21 protein-coding genes are annotated in these 19,521 nt (G+C 61.6%); 6 read left to right on the top strand and 15 right to left on the bottom strand.

Features of this window, described 5'->3' with window-relative positions; translation table 11 throughout:
• The 4 genes from lon (at position 1) to cmoB (ending at position 4,862) form a co-directional block, all read left to right on the top strand.
• Entirely contained in the window at positions 1-2,397 is a 2,397-nt protein-coding gene (gene lon / locus BMW49_RS08370; RefSeq protein ID WP_069520693.1) for an endopeptidase La, read from the top strand.
• Between the two features lie 101 nt (positions 2,398-2,498).
• Positions 2,499-2,891 (top strand): protease inhibitor I42 family protein, encoded by a 393-nt coding sequence (locus BMW49_RS08365; protein WP_069520695.1) that lies wholly within the window; start codon positions 2,499-2,501, stop codon positions 2,889-2,891.
• A 229-nt stretch (positions 2,892-3,120) separates the two neighbouring features.
• Positions 3,121-3,897, top strand: a complete 777-nt coding sequence (gene cmoA / locus BMW49_RS08360; protein WP_069520697.1) for a carboxy-S-adenosyl-L-methionine synthase CmoA — start codon at positions 3,121-3,123, stop codon at positions 3,895-3,897.
• Positions 3,894-4,862: a tRNA 5-methoxyuridine(34)/uridine 5-oxyacetic acid(34) synthase CmoB gene (cmoB, locus tag BMW49_RS08355; protein WP_069520699.1), complete on the top strand. Its 969-nt coding sequence runs from the start codon at positions 3,894-3,896 to the stop codon at positions 4,860-4,862. The genes cmoA and cmoB overlap by 4 nt, the downstream gene beginning before the upstream one ends.
• A gap of 61 nt (positions 4,863-4,923) precedes the next feature.
• Here cmoB and BMW49_RS08350 read toward each other — a convergent pair whose 3' ends face one another.
• A complete protein-coding gene (locus BMW49_RS08350) occupies positions 4,924-5,187 on the bottom strand; it encodes a hypothetical protein (protein ID WP_069520701.1) in 264 nt (87 codons plus the stop codon).
• 116 nt (positions 5,188-5,303) lie between these two features.
• On the opposite strand from BMW49_RS08350, the gene BMW49_RS08345 reads away from it, so the two are divergent.
• Positions 5,304-6,194 carry a LysR substrate-binding domain-containing protein gene (locus BMW49_RS08345; protein ID WP_069520703.1) on the top strand — a complete coding sequence of 297 codons (891 nt, stop codon included), beginning with the start codon at positions 5,304-5,306 and terminating at the stop codon, positions 6,192-6,194.
• 51 nt (positions 6,195-6,245) lie between these two features.
• On the opposite strand, the gene pdxJ is transcribed toward BMW49_RS08345, so the two are convergent.
• The 12 genes from pdxJ to rpoE all read right to left on the bottom strand — a co-directional run bounded on the left by pdxJ (position 6,246) and on the right by rpoE (position 16,759).
• Positions 6,246-6,992 carry a pyridoxine 5'-phosphate synthase gene (gene pdxJ, locus BMW49_RS08340; RefSeq protein ID WP_069520705.1) on the bottom strand — a complete coding sequence of 249 codons (747 nt, stop codon included), beginning with the start codon at positions 6,990-6,992 and terminating at the stop codon, positions 6,246-6,248.
• On the bottom strand, positions 6,985-7,677 hold the full coding sequence (gene recO / locus BMW49_RS08335) for a DNA repair protein RecO (RefSeq protein ID WP_069520707.1): 693 nt from the start codon (positions 7,675-7,677) through the stop codon (positions 6,985-6,987). The genes pdxJ and recO overlap by 8 nt, the downstream gene beginning before the upstream one ends.
• A gap of 55 nt (positions 7,678-7,732) precedes the next feature.
• Positions 7,733-8,635 (bottom strand): GTPase Era, encoded by a 903-nt coding sequence (era, locus tag BMW49_RS08330; protein WP_069520709.1) that lies wholly within the window; start codon positions 8,633-8,635, stop codon positions 7,733-7,735.
• Positions 8,628-9,317, bottom strand: a complete 690-nt coding sequence (gene rnc, locus BMW49_RS08325) for a ribonuclease III (protein WP_069520711.1) — start codon at positions 9,315-9,317, stop codon at positions 8,628-8,630. Before rnc ends, era begins: the two co-directional genes overlap by 8 nt.
• Positions 9,314-9,691 (bottom strand): DUF4845 domain-containing protein, encoded by a 378-nt coding sequence (locus tag BMW49_RS08320; RefSeq protein WP_069520713.1) that lies wholly within the window; start codon positions 9,689-9,691, stop codon positions 9,314-9,316. The genes rnc and BMW49_RS08320 overlap by 4 nt, the downstream gene beginning before the upstream one ends.
• 110 nt (positions 9,692-9,801) lie before the next feature.
• Entirely contained in the window at positions 9,802-10,656 is an 855-nt protein-coding gene (gene lepB / locus BMW49_RS08315; protein ID WP_069520715.1) for a signal peptidase I, read from the bottom strand.
• A 5-nt stretch (positions 10,657-10,661) separates the two neighbouring features.
• Positions 10,662-12,461, bottom strand: a complete 1,800-nt coding sequence (gene lepA / locus BMW49_RS08310) for a translation elongation factor 4 (protein WP_069520717.1) — start codon at positions 12,459-12,461, stop codon at positions 10,662-10,664.
• A 194-nt stretch (positions 12,462-12,655) separates the two neighbouring features.
• Positions 12,656-14,038, bottom strand: coding sequence for a DegQ family serine endoprotease (locus tag BMW49_RS08305; protein ID WP_371850890.1), 1,383 nt, complete (start codon positions 14,036-14,038; stop codon positions 12,656-12,658).
• Between the two features lie 80 nt (positions 14,039-14,118).
• Positions 14,119-14,574 carry a SoxR reducing system RseC family protein gene (locus tag BMW49_RS08300; protein ID WP_069520722.1) on the bottom strand — a complete coding sequence of 152 codons (456 nt, stop codon included), beginning with the start codon at positions 14,572-14,574 and terminating at the stop codon, positions 14,119-14,121.
• On the bottom strand, positions 14,571-15,527 hold the full coding sequence (locus BMW49_RS08295; RefSeq protein ID WP_069520724.1) for a MucB/RseB C-terminal domain-containing protein: 957 nt from the start codon (positions 15,525-15,527) through the stop codon (positions 14,571-14,573). Before BMW49_RS08295 ends, BMW49_RS08300 begins: the two co-directional genes overlap by 4 nt.
• Before the next feature lie 33 nt (positions 15,528-15,560).
• Positions 15,561-16,142, bottom strand: coding sequence for a sigma-E factor negative regulatory protein (locus BMW49_RS08290; RefSeq protein ID WP_069520726.1), 582 nt, complete (start codon positions 16,140-16,142; stop codon positions 15,561-15,563).
• Between the two features lie 35 nt (positions 16,143-16,177).
• Positions 16,178-16,759, bottom strand: a complete 582-nt coding sequence (rpoE, locus tag BMW49_RS08285; RefSeq protein ID WP_069520728.1) for an RNA polymerase sigma factor RpoE/AlgU — start codon at positions 16,757-16,759, stop codon at positions 16,178-16,180.
• 374 nt (positions 16,760-17,133) lie between these two features.
• Here rpoE and nadB point away from each other — a divergent pair, with 374 nt between their 5' ends.
• Positions 17,134-18,750, top strand: a complete 1,617-nt coding sequence (gene nadB, locus BMW49_RS08280) for an L-aspartate oxidase (RefSeq protein ID WP_069520730.1) — start codon at positions 17,134-17,136, stop codon at positions 18,748-18,750.
• Here nadB and BMW49_RS08275 read toward each other — a convergent pair.
• Complete coding sequence (locus BMW49_RS08275; RefSeq protein WP_069520733.1) at positions 18,719-19,171, bottom strand: protein YgfX; 453 nt, start codon at positions 19,169-19,171, stop codon at positions 18,719-18,721. The genes nadB and BMW49_RS08275 overlap by 32 nt on opposite strands.
• Positions 19,155-19,418 (bottom strand): FAD assembly factor SdhE, encoded by a 264-nt coding sequence (locus BMW49_RS08270; protein WP_069520735.1) that lies wholly within the window; start codon positions 19,416-19,418, stop codon positions 19,155-19,157. The genes BMW49_RS08275 and BMW49_RS08270 overlap by 17 nt, the downstream gene beginning before the upstream one ends.
• Positions 19,419-19,521 lie beyond the last annotated feature (103 nt).

Raw genomic sequence — 19,521 nt, 5'->3', positions numbered from 1 at the left:
ATGAACGATCATCACGACATCGAAATCGCTGCCGAATCGACAGCTTCGCCCGGTCACAGCCTCGCCTTGCCGGGCCAGCAGTTGCCGGACAAGCTGTACGTGATCCCGATCCACAATCGCCCCTTCTTTCCCGCTCAGGTGCTGCCGGTCATCGTTAACGAAGAGCCCTGGGCGCAAACCCTGGAGCTGGTGGCCAAGACTGACCATCGCTGCCTGGCGCTGTTTTTCGTCGATGAGCCGGTGACCGACCCACGCCACTTCGATACCGCCAGCCTGCCAGAGCACGGCACCGTGGTGCGCATCCACCACATCACCCGCGATGACGGCAAGATCCAGTTCGTCGCCCAGGGCCTCAACCGGGTACGTGTGCGCGGCTGGCTCAAGCACCATCGCCCGCCCTACCTGGCCGAGGTGGAGTACCCACAGAACAGCCTCGACACCCGTGACGAGGTCAAGGCCTACGGCATGGCGCTGATCAACGTGATCAAGGAGCTGCTGCCACTCAACCCGCTGTACAACGAGGAGCTGAAGAACTACCTGAACCGTTTCAGCCCCAACCAGCCGTCGCCCCTGACCGACTTCGCCGCCGCCCTGACCACTGCCACCGGCCCGGTGCTGCAGGAGGTGCTGGATACCGTGCCGATCCTCAAGCGCATGGAGAAAGTCCTGCCGCTGCTGCGCAAGGAAGTCGAGGTGGCGCGCCTGCAGAACGAGCTGTCGGCCGAGGTCAACCGCAAGATCGGCGAGCACCAGCGTGAGTTCTTCCTCAAGGAGCAGCTCAAGGTGATCCAGCAGGAGCTGGGCATCACCAAGGACGACCGCAGCGCCGACATCGAGCAGTTCGAGCAGCGCCTGGCCGGCAAGACCCTGCCCGAGCAGGCGCGCAAACGCATCGACGATGAGCTGAACAAGCTGTCATTCCTCGAAACCGGCTCGCCGGAATATGCGGTCACCCGCAATTACCTGGACTGGGCGACCTCGGTGCCCTGGGGCCTGCTCGGCAAGGACAAACTCGACCTCAAGCACGCGCGCCAGGTGCTCGACGCCCACCATGCCGGCATGGATGACATCAAGGAGCGCATCACCGAGTTCCTCGCCGTGGGCGCCTTCAAGGGTGAGATCGCCGGCTCCATCGTCCTGCTGGTCGGCCCGCCGGGCGTGGGCAAGACCAGCATAGGCAAATCCATCGCCGAATCCCTGGGTCGGCCGTTCTACCGTTTCAGCGTTGGCGGCATGCGCGATGAGGCGGAGATCAAGGGCCACCGCCGCACCTACATCGGCGCCCTGCCCGGCAAATTGGTGCAGGCGCTCAAGGATGTCGAGGTGATGAACCCGGTGATCATGCTCGACGAGATCGACAAGCTCGGCGCCAGCTACCAGGGCGACCCGGCCTCCGCGCTGCTGGAAACCCTCGACCCGGAGCAGAACGCGGAATTCCTCGACCATTACCTGGACCTGCGCCTGGACCTGTCCAAGGTGCTGTTTATCTGCACCGCCAACACCCTGGACTCGATCCCCGGCCCGCTATTGGACCGCATGGAAGTGATCCGCCTGTCCGGCTATATCGCCGAAGAGAAACTGGCCATCGCCAAGCGCCACCTGTGGCCCAAGCAGCTGGATAAAGCCGGGGTGCCGAAAAACCGCCTGAGCATCAGCGACGCGGCCCTGCGTGGGCTGATCGACGGCTATGCCCGCGAAGCCGGCGTGCGGCAGCTGGAAAAGCAGCTGGGCAAGCTGGTGCGCAAGGCGGTGGTCAAGCTGCTCGACGACCCGGCCAGCAAGGTGAAGATCGGCCCCAAAGACCTGGAAACCTATCTTGGCATGCCAGTGTTCCGCCGCGAGCAGCTGCTGTCTGGCATCGGCATCATCACCGGCCTGGCCTGGACCAGCATGGGCGGCGCCACACTGCCGATCGAGGCTTCACGCACCCACACCCTGAGCCGCGGCTTCAAGCTCACCGGGCAACTGGGCGAGGTGATGAAGGAGTCGGCGGAAATCGCCCACAGCTACATCAGCTCGCACCTCAAGCAGCACGGCGGCGAGGCGAAGTACTTCGACCAGGCCTTTATCCACCTGCACGTTCCGGAAGGCGCCACGCCCAAGGACGGCCCCAGCGCCGGCGTGACCATGGCCAGCGCGCTGCTCTCGTTGGCGCGCAACCAGGCGCCGAAAAAGGGCGTGGCCATGACCGGCGAACTGACCCTCACCGGTCAGGTGCTGCCGATCGGCGGCGTGCGCGAGAAAGTCATCGCCGCCCGTCGGCAGAAGATTTTCGAGCTGATCCTGCCGGAAGCCAACCGCGGCTCGTACGAAGAACTGCCGGACTACCTGAAGGATGGCCTGACCGTGCACTTCGCCAAACGCTACAGCGATGTAGCCAGGGTGCTGTTCGCCTGACAACACGGCTGCCCGCACGCGATGTCCACTCGCGTGCGGGTTCCGTGCACAGCGCCCATGCCGGTATGCTGAGCCCAACCTTTCCATGCCGGAGCTTCGCCATGTTCGCCGCCCACCGTTTGCTGCTGCCCTGCGCCCTGCTGTTGCTTGCCGGCTGTGCGCACAAGGCCGACAGCTTCAGCCTGCAAAAACAGTCACAGTGCCCACTGGCGCTGCACGCCGGGCAAACCTTGATTCTCAGCCTCCCCAGCAACCCCACCACCGGCTTTCGCTGGATTACCCGTGAAGCCGCGCCCGGCCATCTGCAAAGCCTCGGCCCCGAGGTCTACAGCAACCCCGAAGACGCCGGGCTGATCGGCAGCGGCGGCATCTCGACCTGGCGCTATCAGGCCACTGAGGCGGGCAGCGGCCGCCTGCGTCTGACTTACGAACGTCCTTGGGAAACCGGCGTGGCCCCGGCCGAGGTTTTCGAATGCGCCCTGACGGTCAAATAAAGGCTCTGTCCCAGCAGTGTGTCGCACCGCGCCGATGTTTTGCGTAGGAGTCGCGCCCCGCGACGAATGCTGTACATACCTGACTGCAATCGCTTCGCCCCGAGGCGGCGCTCCTACGGGGGTATCGCTGTAGCCCGGGTGCGGCGGTGTGGCCTGAGAAAGGTTACATACTCCCAATAAAGGCCTGAATACGCGCAGCCTGTTTTGCCATCCCTCGCACTTGGCTAGAATGCCGGGCTTTACCCGCCCCGCCGAGAACGCCGTGAGCAAGCAAGCCGATCGTCTTTTCGCCCAGCCCCTGGCCCAGGTCCCGGATTTCGTCTTCAACGAAGACGTGGTGCGGGTCTTCCCGGACATGATCAAACGGTCGGTACCCGGCTACCCCACCATCGTCGAGAACATCGGCGTACTGGCCGGGCAGTTCGCCCAGCCACACAGCATCCTCTACGACCTGGGCAGCTCCCTCGGCGCGGTGACCCAGGCCCTGCGCCGCCATGTACAGATTGCCGATTGCCGGGTGATCGCCGTAGACAACTCGCCTGCCATGGTCGAGCGCAGCCGCGAGTACCTGCATGCCCAGGACTCGATGTTCCAGGAGTTGCTGCCGGTTGAGGTGATCGAGGCCGACATTCTCAGCCTCGACCTGCAGCCCACCTCGCTGGTGGCGCTGAACTTCACCCTGCAGTTCATCCAGCCGGAACAGCGCCTGACTTTGCTCACGCGCATCCGCCAGGCCCTGCTGCCGGGTGGTGCGCTGATTCTCTCGGAGAAGCTGCGCTTTGCCGATCAAGCGCAGCACAACTTGCTCAACGAGTTGCATATCGCCTTCAAGCGGGCCAACGGCTACAGCGAACTGGAGATCGCGCAGAAGCGCAGCGCCATCGAAAAAGTCATGCTCCCCGACAGCCTTGAGCAGCACCGCGAGCGCTTGCTTGAAGCGGGTTTCAGCCAAGTGGTGCCCTGGTTCCAGTGCCTGAATTTCGCCTCGCTGGTGGCCCTGCCATGATCCACCGCCTGGACCTCGACGCCCTGCAGGCACAGCTGGCCGGCACCCCGCTGCAGGACTGGAGCGCCGACCTGCCGGCGCAGATCGACCGCAAACTGGCCATCGGCCACGGCGACCTGCCGCGCTGGTACGGCGCCGTCGAAGCTCTGCCGCCCCTCACGGCCAGCCAGGTCGAGCTGCTGCACAGTTTTACCCTCGACGGGCACACTGACGAGGCGAGCCGTAGCGCACTGGACAGCGCCCTGCGCGGCCTGATCCCATGGCGCAAGGGGCCGTTTCATCTATTCGGCGTGCACATCGATACCGAATGGCGTTCGGACTGGAAATGGCAGCGCGTCGCACCGCACCTCGACCTGCGCGGCAAGCGCGTGCTGGATGTCGGCTGCGGCAACGGCTACTACATGTGGCGCATGCTCGGCGCCGGCGCCGACAGCGTGGTCGGTATCGACCCCAACTGGCTGTTTCTCTGCCAGTTCCTGGCGATGAAAAACTACCTGCCGGAGCTACCGGCCTGGCACCTGCCGCTGGCGTTCGAGGAGCTGCCCGGCAAGCTGCAGGGCTTCGATACGGTATTTTCCATGGGTGTGCTCTACCACCGCCGCTCACCCATTGACCACCTGCTCGACCTCAAGGATTGCCTGGTCAAGGGCGGCGAGCTGGTGCTGGAAACCCTGGTGGTCGAAGGCGATGCCCAGCAGGTGCTGGTGCCGGAAGACCGCTACGCGCAGATGCGCAATGTCTGGTTTTTGCCCTCGGTGCCGGCCCTGGAGCTCTGGCTGCGCCGCGCCGGCTTCGAGGATGTGCGCTGTGTGGACGTCAACACCACCTCACTGGAGGAGCAGCGCGCCACCGAGTGGATGCGCTTCCAGTCCCTACCCGAGTTCCTCGACCCAGCCGACCACAGCCGCACGCTCGAAGGCCTGCCAGCGCCCAGCCGCGCCGTACTGGTGGCGCGCAAGCCTTAAAACACGCCACTGTAGGGTGCGCCATGCGCACCGCCCAACCCTCAAGCCGATGCGCTAGCCACTACTGACGACGTAACCAGCACGCGCGTCGCTGCGCAATCAGCCGCAGCGGCTCGCTGGCGCCCTGGGCCACCACGCCGCGGGCGCTGCCCAGGCGGATCACCCCCAGTGCGTCCTGGCGCAGCAGACGGCGCATGCGCCGGCGCCACCACCAGGCGCCCAGCCAGTCAACGATGGCGTTCTGCAGATCCAGCGGCCACATCGCCGGCATATAGAACGCAGGCATTGGCGGACGGGGCCGGTCATCACGCTGGGTACGAGGCATCGCATCTTCTCCTTGCTTGACCGACTGTTTATCGGCTTGCGTTGAGGATGAAGGGCGCCTATCGTTCAAACAAACGACAAATACTCAATAACCGATTAAGTAATATTTAACGATAAATGCACATTTCAGCCCCTTCCTCCGCCTTGCCATTGCTTGAAAGCGATGTGCTGCGCACCTTTGTCGGCATCGCCGAGAGCGGCAGCTTCACGCGCACTGCCAGCCAGGTTCACCGCACCACAGCCGCCGTCAGCCTGCAGATCAAACGCCTGGAAGAAATCCTCGGCCAGCGGCTGTTTCGCCGCGAAGCCCGGCGCGTGGAACTGACCGCCGAAGGTGAATTGCTGCTGGGTTACGCGCGGCGCCTGCTCAGGCTCAACGAAGAAGCGGTGGCGCACTTTCTGGCGCCGACCCTGACCGGCAAGGTACGTTTCGGCACACCGAACGACATTGGCGACCGCGTACTGCCTGGCGTGCTCACCCTGTTCGCCCGTAGCCACCCGGCCGTGGAGGTCGAGGTCAACGTTGGACGCAGTGCGGATTTGGTGGCGAAGCTGGATGCCGGCGAACTCGACCTGACCCTGATCAACGCCGGCAATGACGGTATGGACGACTCCCGAGGGGAGATCATCTACTCAGAGGAACTGGTGTGGGCGGGCCGTGAAGGTGGCCTGGCGGTGCAGCGCACACCCCTGCCACTGGCCTTGGCCAACTCCGGTTGCGCCTGGCGCCGCACAGCCCTCGACGCATTGGGCCGCCAGGGCACCGACTACCGCATCGCCTACTCCTGCGAACAGTGCGCCGGCCAGGAGGCGGCGATGATCGCCGACCTGGCCATCGCCCCCTTCCCACGCAGCCTGGTCAAGCCGCCACTACGCCGGCTCGGCGCAGAGCAGGGCCTGCCGGCCCTGGGCGAATACCACATCAAACTGATCTACGGCCATCAGCGCAATGACGCCATCGAGGTCCTCGCCGCGCAAATGGTGCAGGCCTTTGGCAGCCAACATTAGGGTCCCAACACGAATCATCTGCCGCTCTCTGTAAGCGCGGTAGAGGTGGCACTAGCCCCGATTAGCTGCCGCCACGATCAGCGCCTTCATCTCCGCCACCGCCTGCTTGAAGCCGACAAACAGGGCGTGGGCGACCAAGGCATGGCCGATGTTCAGCTCATTGATCCCCATGATCGCCGCTACGGCCTCAACGTTGTGGTAGTGCAGGCCGTGCCCGGCGTTGACGATCAAGCCATGTTGCAAACCACAGATCACACCATCGCTAATACGCGTCAGCTCGCGGGCAGCTTCTTCGGGCGTATGAGCATCGGCGTAGCGCCCGGTGTGCAGCTCAATGGCCGGGGCACCGATGCGCCGCGCGGCTTCGATCTGCCGCTCCTCGGCGTCGATAAACAGCGACACCTCGCAGCCGGCACGACGCAGGCGCTCGACCGCCGCACCAATGCGGGCCTCCTGGCCGGCGACATCCAGACCACCTTCGGTGGTCAGCTCCTGGCGGGTTTCCGGCACCAGGCAGACATGGGCGGGGCTGATCTGCTCGGCGAAACCGAGCATAAAATCCGTCACCCCCATCTCGAAATTCATCCGCGTCTGCAGCACCTCGGCCAGCACGCGCACGTCGCGGTCCTGGATATGTCGGCGGTCTTCGCGCAGGTGCACGGTAATACCGTCGGCGCCCGCCTCTTCAGCGTCCAGCGCCGCCTTGACCGGGTCGGGGTAACGCGTCCCGCGGGCCTGGCGCAGGGTCGCTACATGGTCGATGTTCACACCCAGCAGAATACGATTGGCATCAGTCACGCGTTGGCTCCTTGAGCGTCATAAACAGTTCGCGGCTGACCAGTGGTCGGCCGCCCAGATGAGGGGCCAGGGCCTGGCGCATCAGGCGCTTGGCAGCAGCCAGGGCGCCAGGTGCAGACCAGTCGGCTTCGGCCATGGAAAGCAGCTCGGCGCCGTGAAAGACTCCAGGTTGCAGGTGGCCGATCGGCACCAGCCCACGCTCGGCTTCCAGGCGATAGATACCACTGGCCGCCACCGGTTGCCCCTGGCAGTCGTGGTCCAGGGCAAAACCATAGCCCAGCTGATCGAGCAGGCGCCATTCAAATGAGCGTAAAAGCGGCTCAATCGCTCGGCCCTGGGCCAGCGCCAGCACAGTCATGGCGTAATGTTCGAACACTGCCGGCTGCGGGTCTTCGGCCGGCAGCAGACGAATCAGCAATTCATTGAGGTAGAGACCGCTGAACAGCGCCTCACCGCTGAGCAGGTTGGGGATGCCAACCGCTTCCAGGTGGCTCACGGTTTTCAGCTCGCCGCGCCCACGCAAAGCGATTTCCAGCGGGATAAACGGCCGCGCCAAGGTGCCGGCACGGCCACGGGCGCCGCGCAACACAGCCCGTGAGCGACCCGCCGGGGTAAAGATATCGACCAGCGCACTGCTCTCGCGATAAGCGCGGCTGTGCAGGACGTAGGCGGCTTGAGCGCTCATGGCAGGCTACTCGCGGGCGAATCAGGCAACGCGCCGGAGCCGGCGCGCTGATGCATCAGATGTTGTCGTAACCCAGCGAACGCAGGGCCCGTTCGTCGTCTGACCAACCACTTTTCACCTTGACCCAGAGGTTGAGCATGACCTTGGAGTCGAACATCACCTCCATGTCCTTGCGCGCATCCTGACCAATGCGTTTGATGCGCTCACCCTTGTCGCCGATGATGATCTTCTTCTGCCCATCACGCTCGACCAGGATCAGCGCGTGGATGTGCAGAATGCGCCCATCACGCTTGAATTCCTCGATCTCCACAGTGATCTGGTACGGCAGTTCGGCACCGAGCTGGCGCATGATCTTCTCGCGTACCAGTTCGGCAGCGAAGAAGCGGCTGGAACGGTCGGTAACCTGGTCTTCCGGGAAGAAGTGCACACCTTCCGGCAAACGCTCGCCCACCAGCTTTTCCAGCGCATCGAGGTTGTGACCCTGCTGCGCCGATACCGGCACGATCTCGGCGTTTGGCAATTGGGTGGCCAACCACTCCAGGTGCGGCATCAGCTCGGCTTTGTCTTCCAGGCGATCGGTCTTGTTGATCGCCAGGATCACCGGGCCTTCGACGTATTGAATACGCTCAAGGACCATCTGGTCTTCGTCGGTCCAACGGGTGCGGTCGACCACGAAGATCACCACGTCGACGTCCTTGAGGGCCGACGAGGCGTTCTTGTTCATGTAGCGGTTCAGCGCTTTCTCGTTGTTCTTGTGCAGGCCGGGGGTGTCGACGTAGATCGCCTGAACCTCGCCCTCGGTCTTGATGCCGAGCATGTTGTGGCGAGTGGTCTGCGGCTTGCGCGAGGTGATCGCCAGTTTTTGCCCGAGGATATGGTTGAGCAGCGTCGACTTGCCCACGTTGGGCCGGCCGACGATGGCGACATAGCCACAGCGTGTAACAGGTGCATCAGTCATTGCCATTCTCCACACCCAGGGCGATCAGCGCGGCAGCGGCCGCAACCTGCTCGGCGATACGCCGGCTGGCACCCTGCCCCAGGGTTTTTTCATTCAGTAAAGAAACCTGACACTCAACGACGAATGTCCGGCAGTGCGGATCGCCCTGAATATCCGCCACGTCGTATCGCGGCAGGTCACAGGCCCGCGACTGCAGAAACTCCTGCAGGCGGGTTTTCGGATCCTTATTGGTGTCGACCAGGGTCAGGCTATCCAGCTCGGTGGTCAGCCAGGCCAGTACGCGGGTGCGCGCGGCCTCCATGCCGGCATCCAGGTAGATCGCACCGATCAGCGCTTCAAGCGCATCGGCGAGGATGGATTCGCGGCGAAAGCCGCCGCTTTTCAGCTCACCGGAGCCCAGCCGCAGGTAATCACCGAGGTCGAAACCACGGGCCAGCACGGCCAATGTCTCGCCCTTGACCAGACGCGCACGCAGGCGTGACAGCTGGCCCTCACGCGCCTGGGGGAAGCGCTCGAAAAGCGCCTCACCTGCGACAAAATTAAGGATGGCGTCACCGAGAAATTCCAGCCGTTCGTTGTTACGACCGGCGAAGCTGCGGTGGGTGAGCGCCAGGACCATCAGGTCCTGGTCTTTGAAGGTGTAACCGAGCTGACGCTCGAGGCGGGATAACGAAGCAGTCACGGCATACGCACACGGAATTCTTTGTCGAAATGCACCACAAGGTCGAGGTTCTCGATCAGCGGCTCGCGCTTCTCGTACTTGAGGTGGGCGAGAAACTCATTGTTTTCCACGGTCACGGTCAGCGCATCGCGCATGTTCAGTTCACGGATGCTGTTGACCTGCATGCCTTTGCTGACGTGCCCATAGAAGTCACCCACGGTACGCACCTGCAGTGCGCGGTCGGTCTCGACCGAGGTGATGATTTTTTCCATCGACATATAGTCGAGGTAATGCGGGATGACCTTGAACGCGGTACTGGCGAGAAACGCCACCACGGCCAACACCACCAACCAGCTCAGTATCGACAAGCCCTTTTGCGAACGCGCGAATGTCATTGGAGAACCCCAGCATGCAATGTTGTTGTGTCGTCGTCGGCCTGCGGCCTGACCCGACTCGTTATAGCCCATGGCACTGAGTTACACAGTGCCAGGGTGCCCGTTTTGCCTCAGTGAATCAGACCAACACGAGAAAAATTAGGCAGATTGCGTACTTTCGGGTCCGGCCAGCTCATCCAAACTGCAAAGGCCTTGCCGACGATATTCTGGTCGGGAACCATGCCATGCAGAGCTTTGGGGATGGCAGGGTCATTCCAATAGCGGCTGTCGTTGGAGTTGTCGCGGTTGTCGCCCATCATGAAGTAGTAGCCTTGCGGCACCACCCACTCCTTGCCCGGCTCGACGCGGTAGCGATTCATTTCCTTGCGGATCTGGTGCTCCACTTCACCCAGTTTTTCGTTGTAGAGGGTGACGCTGCCCAGGCTGCCTGGTTCTTCGCCCAGCAGTTGCTGAGCCACCGGCTGATCATTGATAAACAGCTGCTTGTCGCTGGTGTAGCGGATATGGTCGCCGGCCAGGCCAACCACACGCTTGATGTAGTTGATGTTCGGGTCGCTCGGGTAGCGGAACACCATCACATCGCCACGCGCCGGATCACCCACGTCGATCACCTTGGTATCCAGCACCGGCAGGCGAATGCCATAGGCAAACTTGTTGACCAGAATGAAGTCGCCCACTTCCAGCGTCGGCTTCATCGACCCCGACGGAATCTGGAACGGCTCGACCAGAAACGAGCGCAGCACCAGGACAATCGCCAGCACCGGAAAGAACGACTTGCCGTACTCAACCAGCAAGGGCTCTTTGTTCAGGCGCTCGACCACCGCTTCGTCAGGCTGGTTGACCTGGCCATGGTAGTTGGCAATAGCCGCGCGCCGGCGCGGTGCCAAAAAGACCAGATCGAACAGCGCCAGCGCACCACAGACGGCGACAGCGATTACCAGCAACAGCGGGAAATTTAGCGACATAGGACCTAACTATCCAACCTGAGCACAGCGAGGAAGGCTTCTTGTGGAATTTCCACGTTACCGACCTGCTTCATGCGTTTCTTACCGGCCTTCTGCTTCTCCAGCAGTTTGCGCTTACGGCTTACATCGCCGCCGTAACACTTGGCCAGTACGTTCTTTCTCAGCGCCTTGACAGTGGTGCGCGCCACAATCTGCCCGCCAATGGCGGCCTGGATTGCCACATCGAACATCTGTCGCGGAATCAGCTCTTTCATCTTCTCGGTCAACGCACGGCCTTTGTAGTGCGCGTTGTCGCGATGCACGATCAACGCCAGGGCGTCGACTTTCTCACTGTTGATCAATACGTCCAGCTTGACCAGGTTGGCCGACTGGTAACGATCAAAATGATAGTCCAGCGACGCATAACCGCGGCTGGTCGACTTCAAGCGGTCGAAGAAATCCAGGACCACCTCATTCATCGGCAGGTCGTAGGTAACCTGAACCTGCGAACCGAGGAACAGCATGTCGTGCTGCACGCCACGCTTCTCGATGCACAGGGTAATCACGTTACCCAGATGCTCCTGCGGCACCAGGATATTGGCGCGTACGATGGGCTCGCGCATGTCTTCAATCGACGACAAATCCGGCAGCTTTGACGGGTTATCGACGTAAATCGTTTCACCTGTCTTGAGCAGCAACTCGAAAATTACTGTCGGTGCGGTGGTGATCAGATCCAGGTCGTATTCGCGCTCCAGGCGCTCCTGAATGATCTCCATGTGCAGCATGCCGAGGAAGCCACAGCGGAAACCAAAGCCCAGGGCATCGGAGCTTTCCGGGGTGTACTGCAAGGATGAGTCATTCAGCGTGAGCTTCTGCAGGGCTTCGCGGAAGTCTTCGAAGTCATCGGAACTCACCGGGAACAGACCGGCATAGACCTGCGGCTGGATGCGCTTGAAACCTGGCAGCACATCAACATCGGGGGTCGAGCTCAGGGTCAGGGTGTCACCCACTGGCGCACCGTGAATATCCTTGATGCCGGCGATGATAAAGCCCACTTCGCCCGCTTTAAGATCAACCGTAGCGCTGTGCTTCGGGTTGAACACGCCGACGCTGTCGACCAGGTGAATCTTGCCGGTGGATTTCACCAGCACCTTGTCACCCTTCTTGATCCGTCCATGACGCACACGGACCAGGGAAACCACGCCCAGGTAGTTGTCAAACCAGGAGTCGATGATCAACGCCTGCAAAGGCGCCTCGATATCGCCGGTCGGCGCAGGAATGGTGTGCACCAGACGCTCGAGCACTTCGTCGACACCCAGGCCAGTCTTGGCACTGCAGGTGACGGCGTCAGTAGCATCGATACCGATGATTTTCTCGATTTCTTCCTTGACCCGGTCCGGATCGGCCTGGGGCAGGTCGATCTTGTTGAGTACCGGCATGACCTCGAGGCCTTGCTCGATGGCGGTGTAGCAGTTGGCGACCGATTGCGCCTCGACGCCCTGACCCGCATCGACCACCAGCAGCGCGCCTTCACAGGCCGCCAGGGAGCGACTGACTTCATAGGTGAAGTCGACGTGCCCAGGGGTATCGATGAAATTCAACTGGTAGGTCTTGCCGTCGCGCGCCTTGTAATACAGGGTCACGCTATGAGCCTTGATGGTAATCCCGCGCTCACGCTCAAGATCCATGGAGTCCAGAACCTGGGCTTCCATTTCACGATCGGCCAGGCCGCCACACATCTGAATAAACCGATCAGCCAGGGTGGATTTGCCGTGATCGATGTGGGCAATGATGGAGAAATTGCGGATATGACTCAGGTCACTCACAGGACAACACTCTAAAAAGTCGCAGGCGACTGCCCGCCGAAAATAGCCGCAAAGTGTACCTGATCGGCGGCGCACCCGTCACGCCTGAGCAGGATAGCCGGACATGAAAAGGGGCGATCTTGATCGCCCCTTTTCAGTGCAACAACCTCTGCCAAATAGGCCTGAGCTACGTGTTCAGGCCTGGCCAGCCAAACTTACTCAGCCAGCTTGAACGTGATGAAGCTCGCACGCCCCTGACGCAGCACACGCATCGAGACCGAACGATTCTTCGGCAGCGACTCTGCCACCTGGGTGAAAGTCTTGGCCGAATCAATCGCCTGGTTGTTCAGGTGAGTCACGACATCGCCAGGACGCAGGCCAATCAGCGCCGCCGGACCGCCCTGCACTTCGGAAATCACCACACCACCGCGCAGATCGAGATTCTTCTTCTGTTCAGCGGTCAGCTCGGCCACTTTTACACCCAAGCGGTTGCTGCTGCGCTCTGCACCAGACGAGCCGGCACTGGCCACTTCATCACCATCTTCCGGCAAAGCACCAATGGTCAACGACAGCTTGCGCCGGGCACCTTCACGCACAACATCGAGTTCGGCCTTGCTGCCCGCCTTGAGCGTACCGACCAGGTGTGGCAAGTCCGCCGACATGACGATCGGCTGACCATTGAGGCTGAGGATCACGTCGCCCACCTGCAGACCACCCTTGGCTGCCGGGCCATCGTCAAGCACTTGCGCCACCAGGGCACCGGCAGGACGATCCAGGCCAAAAGACTCCGCCAGATCCTTGTTCACTTCCTGAATCACCACACCCAACCAGCCGCGGCTAACCTTGCCAGTGGCCTTGAGCTGGTCAGCAACATCCATCGCCACACTCATCGGGATGGCGAAGGACAGGCCCATAAAGCCACCGGAACGCGTGAAAATCTGCGAGTTTATGCCCACAACCTCGCCCGCCAGGTTGAACAGCGGCCCGCCGGAGTTGCCCGGGTTGATCGCCACATCGGTCTGGATAAAGGGCACATAGCTCTCGTTCGGCAAGCTGCGCCCCTTGGCGCTGACGATGCCGGCGGTCACCGAATGGTCAAAACCGAATGGCGAGCCGATGGCCAACACCCACTCACCCACCTTGAGGTCTTCGGACTTGCCCAGCTTGACGGTCGGCAGGTTCTCGCCCTCGACCTTCAGCAATGCCACATCGCTGCGCGGATCGGCGCCAATCAGCTTGGCTTCCAACTCGCTGCGATCGGACAGGCGCACGATGATTTCATCGGCATCGGCCACAACGTGGTTGTTAGTCAGCACATAGCCGTCTGCGGAAATGATGAAACCCGACCCCAGCGACTGCGCTTCACGCTGACGCCCGCCTGGCGCTCGAGGAGCCTGCGGAATGCTGCGCTCGAAAAACTCGCGAAACATCGGCGGCAAACCTTCGAGATCCGGCATATTCGGCTGACCACTGCCAGCCACGGCACGCTCGGGCAGATGCTGGCGCGTGCTGATATTGACCACGGCAGGCGAGGCCTGCTCGACCAGATCAGTGAAGTCCGGAAGCTCGGCGCTGGCAATAGCGGCCTGCCCCAGCATCAAGACGCCCAACAAGGCGGTTAACGATAATTTCAGGCTAGGCAAAGACATACGACTCCCCATCCAGATAAGGCAAAGACTCAAACTGCAGCGATTGCAGCCGCCTGCACCCTGCGCACCACAACCGGCTGCAAGGCCGGATCATGCGCCGTGAGAGCACTGCGCCTGCGTACACCGTACCAAGCCAGGAGCATCCCGGCAAAACCACTGACTATCACCCACGGCTCGGCAGCACCGGTACTCTGCATCAGCAGAGCGCCGGCGAACAAGCCAAGCAAGGGCATGAGATAAACCAACAGCGAGCCGCGCACCAACAGGTCTTCACGAACCCCGATGACCACAGCATCACCTATGCAAAGAGAAAGATCAGACAGCGCGCGCATGTGGCCGCGACGCTGCCCCAGGCCTAATTCGCCGAGCAACCCCTGACCACAACCGGCACGTGCAGAACAAGAGGAACAAGTGCTTTTACGCAGCGTTTCAACCCAGACCGCGCCGGGCTCGACCGCTACCACCCGCCCCGACTCTTCGATCATTGAACTGCGCTCGCCTCACCCACTGTACTGCGGATAGAAAGGGCTACACGCTCGGCAGTGCCTAGAGGAACCTCGCCCACGACCGTGACCATCACATCCCCTTCGACCGTGGACAACCGCCGCGAAACGGCTACGGTAGGGCCCAACTGGCTGCGCGCCTCTTCAACAGCAGCGCCGCCCAAAGGCTCGAGGAATACGGAAAAGCTGGCCAATCCATCGCCATACACCAGGCTGGCGACCGACTCAGCAGAGATGGAGCTGGGCCGAACGGTGACAGCCTTTAGCACGAAACCTGCCGGCAACCAGTCTGCTCGCCAGGCGTCAGCCACAGACGACCTGGCCTCCACGACCTGCATGGGTTTGCATTCGCCACTGGCATGCAAATCAGCTTCGGCGCTCTCAACCAATTGCAGATCGGAAAACTGAAGGCGCTCCAGCAACTGCCCCTCGGCATTGAGCAACAGCGATTTGAGCGGCAGCGCAGTCGCCTCGTCGAGGTGCATTTCCACCGCATAGCGATGCTGATCACGCGGGATCAAACCCAGGACCACAGCTTCACGCCCGGCTACACGCGAAGCGCCAACCACACGCACATCATAGGACTCGCCAACTTGCGCAATATTCAGAGGCCGCACCGGCCAAATCTGGGTATCGGCGGCTTGATCGGCAAACGCACTGCTGGAGCACTGCACCTGACCACCAACGCGAACAACTTCCTGCACTGGACCGTCAAGCTGCAATAGACGCTCACGGACGACGCCATCAGCGCCAACCTGATGCCAGATACGGTGGGTGGAGAAACTGCCATTACGCTCGTAAACGAAATGGCCTTGAAAGCTTTGCGACTGCTCCGCTGCAGCAAGACGCTGCAGCCATGGCTGCGCATCGGCAGCCGCGACCGGCAGCGCCAGCCAGCTGCCGAGTACGACGGAGGCCAAGGGAATAAAACGCATGCGCCTCCTGCTCCTTAACATGAACGCAAAGACTTAACGATCTTCTTCCATACTTGCAGAGCGAGCATACGGCAGCGCCCCTTCAGTGTTCATGGTCGCTTGCTGAGCATGCTGACGCAGGTAGTCTGGCAGACGCTGCTCGTGCCAGGTCGGCTCAGCCTTTTGCGGTGCAGTTTCCTGCTCGCCGGAAGCATTGAAGCCAGCCAGCATAGCCGGGCCCTGCAACTGCGGGGTTACCAATGAAGGCTGAGGCGACTGCTGCGCCATCTGCGCACCTGTCACTTCGTCCTGGTTGTAGAGGCGCACACCGGCGAGAACCGCTACCGTGACCGAAGCAGCAACGGCAAAACGTCCAACCATCTTCCATGGGCCACGTACGACCTTGTCGGCAACCGGAGTCGCTTCATCGGCCAATGCGGCAGAAACGGCCGCAGCGATGTCCAGACGCGGCTCAAGCAACTCTTTGTGCATCGCTGCACGTGCTACCTGATAACGCGCCCAGGTGGCACGCATCTCAGTCGCATCGCTCGCACCGAGCACACGTCGTAGTTCAAGTTCATCCGCTTCGTTATCCATCACCGCGGACAGCGATTCCTGCAGGGCTTCACGACTCATGGCGGTTCCTCTCTTGGCTGTCGCCGCTGTCTTAGCTAGGCATCCTGCAACAAGGGCTGCAGGGATTTATCAATGGCCTCACGAGCCCGAAAGATCCGGGAACGCACGGTACCAACGGGGCACTGCATGACGCTCGCAATGTCCTCATAACTCAGACCATCAAATTCACGTAACGTTAGCGCCGTTCGTAAATCTTCTGGCAGTTGCTGGATGCAGCGATGCACGGTGGCCTCGATCTCATCCCGCAACAACGCTCGCTCTGGTGACTCGATATCCTTGAGGGCATGATCGCCATCGTAGAATTCTGCATCCTCAGCGCTTACATCGTTGTCTGGCGGCCGCCGACCTCGCGACACCAGATAATTCTTTGCCGTGTTGATGGCGATTCGGTATAGCCACGTATAGAACGCACTATCACCGCGAAAATTCCCGAGCGCTCGGTAAGCCTTCACAAAGGCCTCCTGAGCGACATCCTGAGCCTCGTGAGTGTCGTGCACAAAACGCACGATCAACCCGAGAATCTTGTGTTGATACTTCAGTACCAATAGATCGAATGCTCGCTTGTCACCACGCTGTACGCGCTCGACCAGCTGCTGATCTTCTTCCTGGGTTAGCATGGACACTCCTCGTAGAGCCTGGAGGAGCATTGCGCCAGCCAGTGAATCGGCTTGCCAACATAGACTCGGGCGTTGCGCAAAAGTTCTACCCTCCAAGCAAACTTCCCACAAAGCGTCTTTTCGCTTCGCACGGAAATGACGCAGCAATCGCATATCGCCTGCTGCGCCTATCGTCATTAGATTGCCCGCTTGCCTGCCCCTGCCGGAAAACCGACAAAGCGGACGGCATGCGAGCCTCGTCCCTATCTTGGGCAACCTTCTATGGAACCCGGCAGACTAAGAAAGTTCCGGATGATCCAAGCAGGTCATAAGCACGCTATTGTGCCGCTCGGCCCCTCTATATACTAGTGGCCGCATTTAAGCGGAATCCGGAAATGAGCCAACAGTTTCAATACGATGTCCTGGTGATCGGCAGCGGTGCTGCCGGCCTGACCCTGGCGCTCACCCTGCCCACGCACCTGCGTATCGCCGTACTGAGCAAGGGCACCCTGGCCAACGGCTCGACCTACTGGGCCCAGGGCGGCGTGGCGGCGGTGCTGGACGACACCGACACGATTGAATCCCACGTCGAAGACACCCTTAATGCAGGGGGCGGTCTGTGCCGTGAAGATGCCGTGCGTTTTACTGTTGAGCACAGCCGCGAAGCGATCCAGTGGCTGATCGATCAGGGCGTGCCTTTCACCCGTGACGACCAGACCAGCCGGGAAGATGGCGGCTTCGAGTTTCACCTGACCCGCGAAGGCGGTCATAGCCACCGCCGCATCATTCATGCAGCGGACGCCACCGGGGCCGCGATTTTTCGCACACTGCTCGAACAGGCGCAACAGCGCAGCAACATCGAACTGCTTGAGCAGTGCGTTGCAGTCGACCTGATCACCGAGCGCAAGCTGGGCCTCGACGGCCAGCGCTGTCTGGGCGCGTACGTCTTGAACCGCAACAGCGGCGAGGTCGACACCTACGCCGCGCGCTTCGTGATTCTCGCCACCGGGGGCGCCGCCAAAGTGTACCTGTACACCAGCAACCCCGACGGTGCCTGCGGTGACGGCATCGCCATGGCCTGGCGCGCCGGATGCCGGGTGGGCAACCTGGAGTTCAACCAGTTCCACCCAACATGCCTGTATCACCCGCAGGCCAAAAGCTTCCTGGTGACCGAAGCCCTGCGCGGCGAAGGCGCCCTACTCAAGCTACCCAACGGCGAGCGCTTTATGCCGCGCTTCGACAGCCGTGCAGAGCTGGCACCGCGCGATATCGTCGCCCGTGCCATCGACCACGAGATGAAACGCCTGGGGATCGACTGCGTCTACCTGGACATCAGCCACAAGCCGGCCGACTTCGTCAAAGGCCACTTCCCCACGGTTTATGAACGCTGCCTCGACTTCGGCATCGACATCACCCGCCAACCCATACCCGTGGTGCCAGCTGCGCACTACACCTGCGGCGGCGTGGTCGTCGATCAGAACGGTCACACCGATGTGCCGGGCCTCTATGCGATCGGCGAGACCAGTTTCACCGGCCTGCATGGCGCCAACCGTATGGCCAGCAATTCCCTGCTTGAATGCTTCGTCTACGCCCGCTCGGCGGCTGCCGACATCGTCGCGCAATTAGAGCAGATCCAGGTGCCGACTGACCTGCCCGTCTGGGACGCCAGCCAGGTGACCGACTCCGACGAGGATGTGATCATCGCGCACAATTGGGATGAGTTACGGCGCTTCATGTGGGACTACGTGGGCATCGTGCGCACCAACAAGCGCCTGCAGCGCGCCGAACACCGCGTGCGCCTGCTGCTGGACGAAATCGATGAGTTCTACAGCAACTACCGTGTCAGCCGTGACCTGATCGAGCTGCGCAACCTGGCCCAGGTTGCCGAGCTGATGATTCGCTCAGCCATGCTGCGCCGCGAAAGCCGCGGCCTGCATTACACCCTGGATTATCCGGACATGCTGCCCGAGGCGCTCGACACTATTCTGCTGCCGCCCACCTTCGGCGACTGAACTTCAGCTGCACGCGCAAGCGCCGGTGCTGCTCGGCCGGCAAGGCATCGCGTGCGATGCACAGGCCACGACTAAAGCGCTCACCGGGAATACGAAAGCGCAGCACCACAACCCAGGGCAGTGCCAGGCTGTCGGGACGCAGTTGCACCGCTAGCCAACCCTCTCCCTGACGCCAGAGCGCCCAGCCCGCCTCATTGCGACGCAGACCGAGAAAGGCCTGGTGATGGCTGAGCAGCACGTAGCGCGGCAGCACCCAAAGCGCATGAGCGAAGCACGCCGCCCACGCCATAAGACGCCAGCCTGGCGCAATATCGATGAGCGCCACACTCAGCAACGCCAACCCCAGGGCAGTCAGGTAAAGCACCAAGAGAATGACTGACGGCCGCCAGCGACACTCGAACGGCTTACTTGGGCTGGACACGGTCCAAAATCATGCGAACCATGCGTTTTAGATCGGCATCCTCAGGCTCATCGCGCTGCATGAACCAGCCGAACATGTCCTGGTCTTCACACTCGAGCAGCTTGCGGTAGCGTTCACGGTCCTCGGCATCCAGGGTCGGGTAGACCTCACGGACGAAGGGCACCAAAAGCACGTCCAGTTCCAGCATGCCGCGACGGCTGTGCCAGAAAAGGCGATTGAGTTCTGTTGTTTCGACGTTATCGACCATGACCGGCTCCTGCGAAAGGGCCGCCAGTATAGCGGCGAACAGCGTCCCTGTTGACTTCTGCCTGCGCGAACACAGCGGCGCTGACAAGCAGGGAGCCGGGCTC

The sequence above is a fragment of the Pseudomonas cuatrocienegasensis genome, from assembly GCF_900110925.1.
Lineage (GTDB): Bacteria > Pseudomonadota > Gammaproteobacteria > Pseudomonadales > Pseudomonadaceae > Aquipseudomonas > Aquipseudomonas cuatrocienegasensis.
Note: the sequence above shows the minus strand (reverse complement) of the source record. Positions and strands in the feature narration are given on the sequence as shown.

Coding starts and splice junctions, on each gene's coding strand:
- lon (WP_069520693.1), top strand. CDS start 1: ATGAACGATCATCACGACATCGAAATCGCTGCCGAATCGACAGCTTCG.
- BMW49_RS08365 (WP_069520695.1), top strand. CDS start 2,499: ATGTTCGCCGCCCACCGTTTGCTGCTGCCCTGCGCCCTGCTGTTGCTT.
- cmoA (WP_069520697.1), top strand. CDS start 3,121: ATGCCGGGCTTTACCCGCCCCGCCGAGAACGCCGTGAGCAAGCAAGCC.
- cmoB (WP_069520699.1), top strand. CDS start 3,894: ATGATCCACCGCCTGGACCTCGACGCCCTGCAGGCACAGCTGGCCGGC.
- BMW49_RS08350 (WP_069520701.1), bottom strand. CDS start 5,187: ATGCCTCGTACCCAGCGTGATGACCGGCCCCGTCCGCCAATGCCTGCG.
- BMW49_RS08345 (WP_069520703.1), top strand. CDS start 5,304: ATGCACATTTCAGCCCCTTCCTCCGCCTTGCCATTGCTTGAAAGCGAT.
- recO (WP_069520707.1), bottom strand. CDS start 7,677: ATGAGCGCTCAAGCCGCCTACGTCCTGCACAGCCGCGCTTATCGCGAG.
- era (WP_069520709.1), bottom strand. CDS start 8,635: ATGACTGATGCACCTGTTACACGCTGTGGCTATGTCGCCATCGTCGGC.
- BMW49_RS08320 (WP_069520713.1), bottom strand. CDS start 9,691: ATGACATTCGCGCGTTCGCAAAAGGGCTTGTCGATACTGAGCTGGTTG.
- lepB (WP_069520715.1), bottom strand. CDS start 10,656: ATGTCGCTAAATTTCCCGCTGTTGCTGGTAATCGCTGTCGCCGTCTGT.
- BMW49_RS08305 (WP_371850890.1), bottom strand. CDS start 14,038: ATGCTGGGGCAGGCCGCTATTGCCAGCGCCGAGCTTCCGGACTTCACT.
- BMW49_RS08300 (WP_069520722.1), bottom strand. CDS start 14,574: ATGATCGAAGAGTCGGGGCGGGTGGTAGCGGTCGAGCCCGGCGCGGTC.
- BMW49_RS08295 (WP_069520724.1), bottom strand. CDS start 15,527: ATGCGTTTTATTCCCTTGGCCTCCGTCGTACTCGGCAGCTGGCTGGCG.
- BMW49_RS08290 (WP_069520726.1), bottom strand. CDS start 16,142: ATGAGTCGTGAAGCCCTGCAGGAATCGCTGTCCGCGGTGATGGATAAC.
- rpoE (WP_069520728.1), bottom strand. CDS start 16,759: ATGCTAACCCAGGAAGAAGATCAGCAGCTGGTCGAGCGCGTACAGCGT.
- nadB (WP_069520730.1), top strand. CDS start 17,134: ATGAGCCAACAGTTTCAATACGATGTCCTGGTGATCGGCAGCGGTGCT.
- BMW49_RS08270 (WP_069520735.1), bottom strand. CDS start 19,418: ATGGTCGATAACGTCGAAACAACAGAACTCAATCGCCTTTTCTGGCAC.